Annotated in this window: 12 protein-coding genes; 2 read left to right on the top strand and 10 right to left on the bottom strand. The window is 41.9% G+C overall.

Translation table 11 applies throughout. The annotated features are described in order from the left end of the window. Nucleotides 1–28 precede the first annotated feature (28 nt). Together coaA and rpsT are read left to right on the top strand one after the other, a co-directional pair. The gene (gene coaA / locus BS63_RS0102915; protein WP_002961520.1) at nt 29–949 is read left to right on the top strand and encodes a type I pantothenate kinase; all 921 of its coding nucleotides are present in this window, start codon (nt 29–31) and stop codon (nt 947–949) included. 52 nt (nt 950–1001) lie between these two features. Continuing rightward, the gene (gene rpsT / locus BS63_RS0102910) at nt 1002–1250 is read left to right on the top strand and encodes a 30S ribosomal protein S20 (protein ID WP_019772096.1); all 249 of its coding nucleotides are present in this window, start codon (nt 1002–1004) and stop codon (nt 1248–1250) included. A gap of 114 nt (nt 1251–1364) precedes the next feature. Here rpsT and BS63_RS0102905 read toward each other — a convergent pair whose 3' ends face one another. From BS63_RS0102905 to BS63_RS0102860, 10 genes are all read right to left on the bottom strand, one after another. Then, entirely contained in the window at nt 1365–2750 is a 1386-nt protein-coding gene (locus tag BS63_RS0102905; protein WP_002961522.1) for a sensor histidine kinase, read from the bottom strand. Then, on the bottom strand, nt 2740–3414 hold the full coding sequence (locus BS63_RS0102900) for a response regulator transcription factor (protein ID WP_002961524.1): 675 nt from the start codon (nt 3412–3414) through the stop codon (nt 2740–2742). The genes BS63_RS0102905 and BS63_RS0102900 overlap by 11 nt, the downstream gene beginning before the upstream one ends. 264 nt (nt 3415–3678) lie before the next feature. Then, nucleotides 3679–6222, bottom strand: coding sequence for a M1 family metallopeptidase (locus BS63_RS0102895; protein ID WP_002961526.1), 2544 nt, complete (start codon nt 6220–6222; stop codon nt 3679–3681). Between the two features lie 106 nt (nt 6223–6328). Beyond that, on the bottom strand, nt 6329–6982 hold the full coding sequence (gene phoU / locus BS63_RS0102890; protein WP_002961527.1) for a phosphate signaling complex protein PhoU: 654 nt from the start codon (nt 6980–6982) through the stop codon (nt 6329–6331). Nucleotides 6983–7021: 39 nt separating this feature from the next. Next, a complete protein-coding gene (gene pstB, locus BS63_RS0102885; protein ID WP_002961529.1) occupies nt 7022–7780 on the bottom strand; it encodes a phosphate ABC transporter ATP-binding protein PstB in 759 nt (252 codons plus the stop codon). Between the two features lie 11 nt (nt 7781–7791). After that, on the bottom strand, nt 7792–8595 hold the full coding sequence (gene pstB / locus BS63_RS0102880; protein WP_002961532.1) for a phosphate ABC transporter ATP-binding protein PstB: 804 nt from the start codon (nt 8593–8595) through the stop codon (nt 7792–7794). An 11-nt stretch (nt 8596–8606) separates the two neighbouring features. Next, a complete protein-coding gene (gene pstA, locus BS63_RS0102875; protein ID WP_002961536.1) occupies nt 8607–9494 on the bottom strand; it encodes a phosphate ABC transporter permease PstA in 888 nt (295 codons plus the stop codon). Then, the gene (pstC, locus tag BS63_RS0102870) at nt 9484–10419 is read right to left on the bottom strand and encodes a phosphate ABC transporter permease subunit PstC (RefSeq protein WP_002961538.1); all 936 of its coding nucleotides are present in this window, start codon (nt 10417–10419) and stop codon (nt 9484–9486) included. Before pstC ends, pstA begins: the two co-directional genes overlap by 11 nt. 103 nt (nt 10420–10522) lie before the next feature. Beyond that, a complete protein-coding gene (locus BS63_RS0102865) occupies nt 10523–11395 on the bottom strand; it encodes a phosphate ABC transporter substrate-binding protein PstS family protein (protein ID WP_019775437.1) in 873 nt (290 codons plus the stop codon). Between the two features lie 134 nt (nt 11396–11529). Further along, on the bottom strand, nt 11530–12846 hold the full coding sequence (locus BS63_RS0102860) for an RsmF rRNA methyltransferase first C-terminal domain-containing protein (RefSeq protein WP_002961542.1): 1317 nt from the start codon (nt 12844–12846) through the stop codon (nt 11530–11532). Between the last annotated feature and the right edge of the window lie 8 nt (nt 12847–12854).

The following is a 12854-nucleotide window of genomic DNA, read 5'->3' as shown; positions in this document are numbered from 1 at the left end:
TTATCATAAATTGTGCTACAATAGTCCTATGTCTCATGAATTTATCAATTTTGAAGAAATCAGCCGGCGAAACTGGCAGGGCTTGCATCAGGCTGAACAAGCACCCTTGACTCAAGCAGAGTTGGATTCCATTAAAAGTCTCAATGATAAGATTGACATTCAGGATGTCAGGGATGTCTACCTGCCACTGATCAGTCTCGTTCAAATCTATAAAAATGCTCAGGAAAATCTCAGCTTTGCCAAGGGAATTTTCCTGCAAAAGCAGGCTAAAAAAAGGCCTTTTATCATTGGCATTTCAGGTTCTGTTGCTGTCGGAAAATCAACCACGAGCCGACTCCTGCAACTGCTTCTAGCTCGGACTTTCAAAAATAGTCGCGTCGAGATGGTGACCACCGATGGTTTTCTCTACCCCAATCAAACTCTGATTGACAAGGGAATCTTGGATAAGAAGGGCTTTCCCGAAAGTTATGACATGGAGCGGCTGATTAATTTCCTAGATGGTATGAAGAATGGTCAGACCCTTTCCATTCCAGTCTATTCGCATGAAATCTATGATATTGTCCCCGGACAAAAAGAAACGATTCAAGCACCAGATTTTCTTATCGTCGAAGGCATCAATGTCTTTCAAAACCAGCAAAACCACCGTCTCTATATGAACGACTACTATGACTTCTCTATCTATATTGATGCTGAAATTGTCCATATTGAGAAATGGTATCTGGAACGTTTCCAGACCCTTCTGGAATTGGCTAAAACTGATCAGAAAAACTACTACTATTCTTTTACTCAGTTAGACTTAAAGGAGGCTCTAGCCATTTCCAAGAAAACTTGGCAAAGTGTTAATCTAGTCAATTTAGAAAATTATATCGAGCCAACTCGCAATCGTGCCGAACTTATTCTCCACAAATCTCATAATCATAAGATTGATAAAATTTACCTGAAAAAGTGATTGGGACTTGTCAAAGCCAGCCATTTCCTATATAATGGAATGGTTAGTAAAAATGGAGGTGAAAACTTTGGCAAATATTAAATCAGCTATCAAGCGTGCTGAACTTAACGTTAAGCAAAACGAAAAGAACTCAGCTCAAAAATCAGCTTTGCGTACTACAATCAAAGCTTTTGAAGCAAACCCATCTGAAGAACTTTTCCGTGCTGCTAGCTCAGCAATCGATAAAGCTCATTCTAAAGGTTTGATTCACAAGAACAAAGCTAGCCGTGATAAAGCTCGTCTTGCAGCTAAACTTGGCTAAAATTCACCTCCCTTTGGAGGTTTTTTTATTTACTGGAAATAACATCTTTAAAAAGAAAATCTCCAATATTTTGGGCAGATGAAAAGACCGCCGCTATAAAAGCGACAGGTCTTTTTAAGTATTTAATTTAATTTCAAAAACAGTACCCGTGGGTGTGTTATCTCGAACAGCAATAGTCCCCTTCAAAGCTTCAACAATCTGCTTAGCTAAGGATAGTCCTAGACCAAAACCACCAGTCTGCCGGGTTCGCGCCTTGTCAATCCGATAAAATCGATCGAAAATTTTCGATTTGTCTTCTTCACTGATTCCCGAACCATTATCCGCAACAGTAATAACCAGCTTTCTATCACTATTGGAAACAGTAATCCTTATAGCACCGTCATCTCCAGTATACTTAACAGCATTATCAAAAAGGATAGTCATAACTTGTTTAATCAAGGTCTTATCCGACTTGATTGAGGTCCTTAATTGGTTGCTACAAGATAGGACTTTGCCACTTTCCTCAGCAATTAAACTATAATTCTCAAAAATATTGTCGAAGAAATTAGGTTCAATTTCTTCAATTTCTGGATTAAGTTTGTCATCACGTCTAGCCAGATTCAAAAGATTCGTGGTTAAAATCCGCATATTCCGAACTTCTTCCAAACTAGAGGCGACAGTCTCGTAATTATCCAAAATGGTCTCATCAGGCTTACGAAAAAGACTTTCCAAACGATTTTGGAGAACCGTTAGAGGCGTCCTCAACTCATGACTGGCATCTTCTACAAAATTCTTCTGTTTCTCATAACTTTCAAGAATTGGCTTACGCGACCAATTAGCCAGATAAACACTGGCAAAGACAGATAAGAGCCAGAAAATAATCATAACCGTAATGATAATAATTTGATAGCGAGAATTGGCACTATCTAATTGGTTAACACTAATAGCAATCGTCACATAAGCAACCTTTGGGAATTGCTTGTCCGACACCGAGACAGTCTTATACCGATAATGCTCCTTTTCACGAAAGCTACCGTTAACACTAACCTCGTTAACCTCGCCTAGCTCACTCTTATCAATTTTCAGCTTATTAAGACCAGAAAATATTTCCGAGCTATTAAGTACCTTACCATTCTTGTCATATATAATGGTTTCAATAGTTGCATTCAATTCAACATGAGATTTATTTGGACTTTGATTCACCGTTGAATTAGCATTACCAGGCAAAGTTGTCCCGTTTCCTAAAAATTCATCACCATCGGTTAAAACAGATAAATCAGAATTATTTTTTCCGCCAAAGGCTGAATAAAGGCTAGCTCTGTACATATTCATGTAGATATAAGAATCAACACTATCTACAGCCTTGTTGAGATTATCGTCAACCGATGAGTAGATTCCAATCCGCATAATTTGCAAAATCAGAATGGTCATCACTAGGAAAATAACAGTGAAAACGGATAGGAAGTGAAGAAAAGTCGAGAACCCTTCAGAAAAGATCCTCTTCTTTAACTTATTTAACATCCTTTAGAATATACCCCACACTGCGCAGTGTTTGTAGACATTTTTCGAAATCCGTTCCCTTTAATTTTTTACGAATCTTAGAAACATAGACCTCAACAACAGAAACTGTTGTATCACTATCAAAGCCCCAAATTCTATCAAAAATTTGTGTCTTAGGTAAGATAACATTTTGATTTTGCAAGAAATAAACCAAGAGGTCAAATTCCTTACCCAACAATTCGACAATCTTACCATTTACAGTAACGGTATTAGTGGAGGTATCACATTCTAAATCGCCATAGGTCAGCAACTTATCATTGATTTTACCTGAACGCTTCAAAAGGGCCTGAATCCGCATCTTTAATTCTTCCAAGTAGAAAGGCTTGGTCAGATAATCATCGGCACCCAGTTCAAAACCATGTCCTTTATCATCAAGTGCTTCTTTGGCGGTTGTAATCAAAACAGGGGTTGCAACACCCTTATCACGTAATTCCTTAAGAACGGTGAAACCATCTTTTTCTGGCAACATCAAATCAAGCAGAATCAAGTCATAAACACCAGTTTCTGCTTCAAATAGGCCTTCTTCTCCATCAAAGACTTGGGTAACTTCAGCAAAGTCATCTAGAAAATCATAGACGGAATTTGAAAGACTTAAATCATCTTCTACTAATAAAATTTTAATCATTGAACAATACTCCAATCTTCATTCTATCTTACCATAATTCTAACGACTTGTCCTAACCTATTCCAACAAAGGGTAGATAAAAATTCAGCTAAGAATAATCATTTCCCAGCAAAACCATAGAAACTCCCTTTATATCTTAGGATATTGCTTCAGTCTATCAATACTAGCTGAAATGGGTCTAAAACATTGACTAATGGCACTGCCACCGCCTATTGTCTCCCCCTATCAAAAAGACCCAGAAAACTATCTAGGCCCTACTTTTTCTTATTTTGCTGCAAGGTCAATGGCTACTTCAACTGCAGCCTTTTCTTGCTGGATTAAAGCAACTCGTGCTGCAATTTCTTTAATCCCCATGGTGATATTCCGAGAAATGGCCATATCATCCAGTTTAGGCTCAAAGAAGGTCTTGTAATCTGCTAGAGCTTCCTCGGTCTTGAAGTAATTGGATGGATAAATAACAAACTTATCAAAACTCATGTCACCACCGAGAGCAGATTTAATCCATTCCCAATTTTCTTTTGACCAATTCCATACCTCCATCTGGGTAAAGGAATGTTGGAGGAAATAGGCATACCAAGTTGCTAAATCCTGTGGTTTCACTACATCCTTGTTTTGCCATTGGGTCAGAATGTGGGTCAGGCTAGCTTGATCCTTAGTATTTGAGAGGGCATTAGAAAGTTGTCGTTTAAAAATACCATCAGTACTTGTAACATAAGCATCCAAATACTCTTGGACAAGAGCAGGGGTCTCAGCATGCTTCATCTCATTGTTCAAGACAGAAGCACGGATGGCAGCGGGAATTGATTCAAGCTGATTCTGATAGGCTTGGAAAATCTCATGCACCCCAGCTATTACTGTCTCATCATCTGCCTTAAGCATAAGACGAATCGCTGATTGGCGAACCATCTCATCCTCATCTGCTTCTCCATCACGCTTTTCAAAACCTAGACGAGCAAAGTTCTGTCCAGCAACCATTTTAATCACTTGCTTAAAGTTTTGCTCACTGTCAGATCCTTCATCAATAAAGCGATTTAGTCCTGAAATAATTTGTTCGCCAGCTGCAGAAACCATGTAGGATGTCTGCTCTGACAGCATAGTCAACAGAGGTACAAGATCAGCATAAGAAATTTCACCACTTTCAGCCAAGAGGCGGCGCTCTTGCAGGACTTGCAGTTTAGAAGTCTTATCTAGTTCAGCAAAATCATTTAAAATACCATCTAAAAGCTGTCCCTGATAGTTGGTGATATAGTGGGCTGTATTACCCGTATTCAAGCGCAGAGCACCTTCGTTTTGAGCAGCTAGCGCAGAGTAGTTTGGTATCGTCAAACTAGCTTGCGAGAGGGTATCTGGTAGACCAGACCAATTGCTATTAAGCGGAATTTGCCAGAGGCGATTCTCCTCCTCATAATCACCAATAAAGAACTGCTTCTGACTGAGAATCAAGTTGTCATCAAGAACTTGAGCCGTAACAAGAGGGTATCCAGGTTGTTCCAGCCAAGCATCCATAAAGCTAGCCACATCCTTATCTGAACTTGCTGAGAGAGCATTCCAAAGGTCGCGACCAATAGTATTGCGATACTGATGTTTTTCAAAATAAGCCTTGAGTCCAGCTGCAAAATCCTTATCTCCCAACCAACGACGAAGCATATGCATAAGGCGGCTTCCTTTAGCATAGACAATAGCTGGGTCAAAGAGAGTATTGATTTCGTCAGGATGATTTACCGCTACATGGACGGATTGAACTCCATCCGTAGCATCCCGCTTGAGAGCCAGTGGTACACCTGTTGTTTGGAAATCTTCAAAAATATTCCATGTTGGCTCAATGGCATCAATAGAAACATACTCCATCATATTAGCAAAGGATTCATTGAGCCAGAGATCATCCCACCACTTCATAGTAACCAGATTACCAAACCACTGGTGGGCCAATTCATGGGCAATAACGAGAGCAACTTGTTGGCGTGTTTCTGCCGTTGAATTTTCATCCACAATCAAGTAGATTTCCCGATAGGTCACTAGGCCCCAGTTTTCCATGGCACCTGCTGAAAAATCAGGCAGGGCCAAGTGATAGGAATGCGGAATTGGGTAAGCAACACCATAATAGTCTTCATAGAAATCAATAACACGAACAGCAATATCTAAGGCAAAGTCTAAGGAAGATGGTTTGTGAGCCTTGGTCGCAAAGATTCCGACTTCCGTTCCATTCTTAGTTTGCCCCTTCTTAGCTTGTAGGTCACCCAGAGCAAAGGCCAAAAGATAGGAGGACATTCTTGGAGTCGTCTCAAAGGTCCAAACGCCAGTATCTTGTCGCAATTGGACATTTGTCTCAGGCATATTGGAGATGACAAGATCGCCTTCTACTTGGTCAAATTTGATGGCCAAATCAAAGGTCGCCTTGGCTTCTGGTTCATCAATTGAAGGGAAGGCCTCACGGGCAAAGTGGCTTTCAAATTGGGTCGCCAGCACTTCCTTCTTGACACCATCAACACTGTAGTAGGATGGATAAATCCCCGTCATATTATCGGTGATTTTTCCGGAGAATTCCAAAACCAGAGTCATGCTGCCGGTTTCTGGAAGATTAAGATGAACAGCCTGTCCAACTTGATCAAGTTCAAACTCTACTGGCTGGTTATCCAAAAGGACGGACGAAATCGCCAAATCTTTTTGGTGGAAAGAAACCTGATTATTTAGGGCTTCACCGCTGATGGCAACGTTACCCGAGAAAGTTTTTTCCTGACGATTAATATCCAAGAAGATATTGTAATTTTCAGGGACAAACTTTTCAATAAAGTGTTCTACTGAATTCATAAGACTCCTTAATCGTTGATTAATTGGTTTAAATTTATAATTTATAACACTTCTTAGGCCAAAAAAAGATCGGCCAAAACCAATCTTAATTATAACATATTCGTTACTAAAGTTCGATAATTTTTCCTGTCTTCAGATAGACCACCCACTCACAAATATTGCGAGCATAATCTCCAATTCGTTCCAAGTACATAAGAACTTGAAAGTATTCCTTAGCAGCGAAGGCTGCATCAGGATTGGCCTTGATGGCTTCAACAGTCATATTTTGCGTCTCAACAAAGAGGTTATCAATATGTTCATCGTGAGCCGCCACTGCATAGGCTGCTGCTTCATCCGCCTTAATATAGACATTCATGGCTTCTTCAACCATGATACGAACCGCTCGTCCCATTCTATTGATATGGTCCTCAACTTCCTTAATCCGCTCTTCTCCTTTCATCCGAATGGTTGCTTTAGCAATAGCTGAAGCGTGGTCACCCATGCGTTCAACGTCGCTAGAAGCCTTTAGAACTGTGATTACAGTCCGCAAGTCTATTGATACAGGTTGTTGGAGGGCAATAATTTCTAGAGATTTCTTTTCTAACTTAGTTTCATAGTTATTAACAATCTCATCACTTTCAATGACCTCTTTAGCCAACTGACGATCATGACTGATAAAGGCACGAACTGTCTTACTGATTTGAGAACTGACTTCCGTTCCCATCGCATAAAACTGATTATGCAACTTATCTAATTCATCTTCAAATTGTGTACGTAACATAAGCAAATTATTTCTTTCTATCTATTTAGTCGGTAGACATTAACCAAATTTACCACTGATATAATCTTCAGTTTCTTCGTGAGCAGGATTGAGAAACATTTCTTTGGTTGAATTAAATTCGACTAAATCACCGGCCAGGAAAAAACCGGTCTTATCGGAAATCCGTGAAGCCTGCTGCATTGACCGAGTTACAATCAACATGGTGTATTTATCTTTCAAGCCATAAAGAGTTTCCTCAATCTTACCAGAAGATATTGGATCTAGCGCCGATGTTGGCTCATCCATTAGAATAATTTTGGGACTGGTTGCTAAAACTCGGGCAATACATACCCGCTGCTGCTGGCCGCCTGAAAGCCCCAGAGCCGAATCATGCAGACGATCTTTAACCTCATCCCAGATTGAAGAGCCTTTCAATGAGGTTTCAACAGCTTCATCAAGAACAGCCTTATCTCGAATCCCCTTAATTCTTAAACCATAAGTCACATTTTCGTAGATGGTCATAGGAAAAGGGTTGGGCTGTTGAAAGACCATACCAATCTCCTTTCGAAGTTCAACGGTATCGGTTCGAGGACCGTATATGTTATGACCATTGTAGGTGATTGCTCCGGTCAATGTAACTTCTGGGTTGAGGTCTCCCATCCGATTAATCGCCCGAAGCAGGGTTGATTTACCTGAACCCGATGGCCCAATCAAAGTTGTAATTTCATTGGGCATGAAATCCATATTAATATTGTTCAGAGCTTTTTTCTTATTATAGTAAACAGATAAATCTCTGACCTGTAATATTGGTTCCGTCATAAGTTCCCTTTCTATCCGAAACGACCAGACACGTAATCACTGGTTGATTGACAGTGGGCATTTTGGAAAATATGTCTTGTCTTATCATACTCAATCAAGTCCCCTAAATAAAAGAAGGCCGTATAATCGCTGACCCGAGCAGCCTGCTGCATATTGTGGGTAACAATAATAATAGAGTAATCTTCCTTAAGTTCAGCCATCGTTTCTTCCAGCTGCATGGTAGCAATTGGGTCAAGGGCTGAGGCCGGTTCATCCATGAGCAAAATATCTGGCTTCACGGAAATAGCCCGAGCAATACAGAGCCGTTGTTGTTGACCGCCAGATAGGGTAAAGGCTGACTTGTGCAAATCATCCTTAACCTGATCCCAGAGGGCAGCCTGTTTTAATGAGGTTTCCACAATCTCATCTAAAACTTTTTTATCCTTGACACCTGCTCGCTCATGGGCAAAGGTGATATTTTTATAAATAGACTTGGCAAAAGGATTAGGCCTTTGAAAGACCATGCCGATATGTTTGCGCATTTCATAAACATTAATTTCTGGACGGTTAATATCAATCCCTTCATAGAGGATTTGTCCAGTTACTTTTGCAATATCAATGGTATCATTCATCCGATTGAGGCTACGTAAGAAGGTAGATTTCCCACAACCTGACGGACCAATAAAAGCCGTAATTTTATTCTTTTCGAACTGCATATCAATACCTTTGATGGCTTCTTTTGACCCATAATAAACATGGAGGTCCTTAGTTGCCAGGGCTAGTTCCTTGCCCTCAAAACTCATGATATAACGTTCGTCCCAATTATATTCAGTCATTAGTTATCCTCTTACTTGGCAGAAGTTAATCTAGCATGCATTTTCTTACCGAGATAGCGGGCTGATAAATTGAAAATCAAGATGAAAATCAGAAGAACGGCGCCACTACCAGCAGAAACCATAGTTGCATCAGGGATAGTGCCTTCACTATTCACCTTCCAAATATGAACAGCCAAGGTTTCCGATTGCCGAAAAATTGAGATAGGACTACTGATGCTTAAGGGATTCCAATTACTCCAGTCGACACTCGGCGCCGATTGGCCTGCGGTATAAATCAGGGCAGCAGCTTCACCAAAAATCCGACCAGAAGCTAAAACTACCCCAGTAATAATGCTTGGAATAGCTTCTGGAATAACCACATGCAGAACAGTTTCCCAGCGTGATAGACCTAAGGCTAATCCCGCTTCTCTCTGAGTATGGTGAATATTTCTAAGGCTGTCTTCGACTGTACGGGTCATCTGGGGAAGGTTGAAAACTGTCAGAGCCAAGGCACCAGAAATAATTGAAAAACCATACTGGAATTGAACAACAAAAATCAAATAACCAAAAAGACCAACAACAACCGAAGGCAGGGAGGACAAGATTTCAATACAGGTCCTTACAAAATTAATCAAACGCCCCTTCTTAGCATATTCCGATAGATAGATTCCGGCTCCCATAGACAAGGGAATGGAGATAATCAGAGTGATAACTAAGAGGAAAAGGGAGTTATAGAGCTGAATACCAATACCACCGCCAGCTTGGTAAGCGGATGATTTTCCAGTCAGAAAATGCCAAGTAACATGCGGAAGTCCACGGACTAAAATATAAAGAATTAAAGCAGCTAAAACTGCCACGATAATGCCAGCAATAGTATAGAGACCAGCTGTCACAATCTTATCAACTTTTTTAGCGTTCATAGTTTACTTTTTTCTCCCTAGTGATGAACTTCATCAACATATTGAAAGCCAAACTCATAATCAAGAGAACCAAGGCAAGTGACCAGAGAACGTTATTTTGAACCGTTCCCATAACGGTATTTCCGATTCCCATGGTCAAAACCGAAGTCAGGGTTGAGGCTGGTGTAATCAGAGAGGTTGGCATGACAGCCGAATTCCCAACCACCATCTGGATAGCTAGGGCTTCACCGAAGGCACGGGCCATACCAAAGACAACTGCGGTAAAGATACCAGGCTTGGCTGCCCTTAGGATAACTCGCCAGATGGTTTGCCAGCGGGTTGCCCCCATAGCCAAACTAGCTTCACGGTAATGACGGGGTACAGACCGCAGACTATCGGTTGTCATGAAGGTCACCGTAGGAAGAATCATAACAAAGAGAACGAAGACTCCTGAGAGAATCCCAAATCCAGTTCCCCCAAATAGGGCCCGAACAAAGGGAACAATAACCTGCAAACCGATAAATCCATAAACGACGGAAGGAATCCCTGTCAGCAGCTCGATTGCTGGCTGCAAAAGTTTTGCCCCACGCTTGGGTGAAATTTCTGTCATAAAAATAGCTGCGCCGATAGCAAATGGCGTCGCAATCAAGGCAGAGAGAATAGTAACAATGAAGGAACCTGTAATCATTGGCAGGGCCCCCATAATGTAGTTACCATGAGCATCCTTGACCGTCGGTTGCCAATTTTTGCCAAAGAGGAAATCAAAGATATTGACCCCGTTGACAAAGAAGGTTGAGAGACCTTTCTGAGCAACAAAGAGTAAGATCATGGCCACGATGAAGACAATCAGAATTAAGCAGAGGAAAGTGATTGTCTTACCGAATTTCTCCAGCCGTGAATTTTTTGAAGGCGAGGTCAACTGCTTCGCCAAATCTTGTTTTTTCATGAAAACTCCTTAGAGGAAGGGAATGTACTAAACAGATCAGTCAGTAAGAGCCGTGCCGATAGGCTCGGGGCTCTTTCCGGCCCTAGCTTAGTCATGATTAGCCTTATTTTTTCGTCACACGACCTTGGGCGTCCTTAGTAACCTTCATATCATTAATAGAGATATAACCCATCCGTTTGACGACACCCTTTTGGACCTTATCGCTGAGGACATAATCAAGGAATTCCTTGGTTAGACCATCAGCTTTTCCCTTGGTGTACATGTGTTCGTAAGACCAGAGAGGCCAGTCATTAGTCGCAACATTTTTAGCATTGGCTTCATGACCATTAAGTTTAACCATTGAAACCGAGCTATCTACGTAAGCGAAGGCTAAATAGGAGAGGGCACCAGGGGTTTGAGCCACAATGGACTTAACCATCCCGTTGGAATCTTGTTCCTGGCTCTGCTTACTGGACTTGCCCTTCATAATCACACTGTCAAAGGTCGAACGTGTCCCTGAGCCGGCTGCCCGATTAATGATAGTAATCTCTAAATCTTTACCACCTAGCTGTTTCCAATTGGTGTACTGGCCAGTGAAAATCTTTTGCAGCTGGTCAGTTGTCAGGTTTTTCATGCCGACTTCTTTATTGACAATGACAGCAATCCCAGCAACAGCAACCTGGTGGTCTACTAATTTACTGGCATCAATGCCGTCCTTTTCCTCAGCAAAAACATCACTATTGCCAATCTGAACAGCGCCAGACTGAACCTGGGAAAGACCTGTACCAGAGCCACCGCCCTGGACATTGACAGTCTTGCCTTGATGCTCCTCAGAGAAGGTATCTGCTGCTCCTTCAACCATGGGTTGGAGGGCTGTTGAGCCAACGCTGGTGATATTCTCCCCGCGGTCAATCCAAGAGGCACAAGCCGATAGGCAGAAAAGGGCTGCCCCCATCATCATGGCGAAAAGGAGACGCTTTTTATTCCATTTTTTCATTTTAAAATCCTGTATTTATTTTCAAAATCAAGCATAATCAGCCAATTCTTAGAAGCATCAAACTTCTCATCTAATCATATCATATTAGACTTTTTTTTGATATATAGCCATCCCAATGTAACAGAACTGTTACATCAAGAATTGAAGCGCAGGCCCTTAGGGAAATAATTCTTGAGGGTGCCATTAACTAACTTGGCAAATCCGAGACCATTACCCTCAGCTAACACTTGATACCAGCCATTTTGGTAATCACCAGAGATGCTGACCGTATTTCCTGAGACATAGGCTTTGAAATCCTCTGGGCTCAAAGTCACACCTTGCTTAACTTGGTCGCTGGTCAGGGCCAACCCAAGAGCAAAAGAGGGCTCAAAGCGCTTCTTTTTAAAGGTGCCCAGATGGAGGCCATTGCGGGCCAACTTGAGTCCGGTCAAATCTGGCAGACCCTCAGGCAGGCAATAGAGTTGATTCCCAAAGGTCTGAAGCAAGCCCGACAGGTCTATACGCAAATATTTCTTAGAAAAATTTTGCCAAAGTTGCCTTTGCTCGGCAGTCAAATTTGATCTAGGCGACTTGACCTTTTGGGGCTGGCTAGGGGCTGATCGCTTATCCTGAAAATGGGCAACAAATTGCCCCTCCCCCTCAAAGAGATGAGGATACATCCGAGCCACCTGGGGCATGTCCAGCCCTTCTACCATCCCATTGATTTTTTCTATAGGAAGGAGTTCCAGGTCTGGATAACTTTCTAGGAGCCAGACCACCACTGCTTCATTTTCCTCTGGTGACCAGGTACAGGTCGAGTAGACTAGCCGCCCTGATGGAGCTAGCATCTTCATGGCCTCCTGCAAAACTTCCTTTTGCAGGTTAGCACATTGAGCCGGATAGTCCTTGTCCCAATATTGGCAAGCATCTGGGTCCTTGCGAAACATCCCCTCACCAGAGCAAGGAGCATCCAAAACAATCAGGTCAAAATAATCTTTAAAAGTCTTAGCCAAGCGCTCAGGTCTTTCATTGGTCACAACGACATTGGTTGCTCCAAAACGCTCGACATTTTCCACTAAAATCTTACTACGTTTTTTGGAAATCTCATTACTCACCAAAATTCCTGTATTGTCTAAGTAGGAAAGCAAATGCGTCGTCTTCCCTCCAGGAGCGGCAGCCAGATCCAAAACCTTCATACCCTTTTGCGGCGCTGCCACTTGGGCGACCATTTGGGCAGCTGGTTCCTGGGAATAGACTAAGCCAGTCACGTGCTCAATGGACTTACCAGAGACCTTGCCAAAATGGCCCCAAAGGGTATTAGCAATGGGGTCAGAAAAGTCCTTCTGCACTTTTTTCAGGGGATTAGTTCGAAAGGCTGCTACTGCTTCTTGCTCAAAAGTCGCCAAGAAATCTGCAGCTTGATTCCCCAATAATCTTTGATATTTTTCAATAAAGTCCTTAGGCAAAGTCATGATTTTAT

The organism is Streptococcus sobrinus DSM 20742 = ATCC 33478, assembly GCF_000686605.1.
GTDB lineage: Bacteria > Bacillota > Bacilli > Lactobacillales > Streptococcaceae > Streptococcus > Streptococcus sobrinus.
Note: the sequence above shows the minus strand (reverse complement) of the source record. Positions and strands in the feature narration are given on the sequence as shown.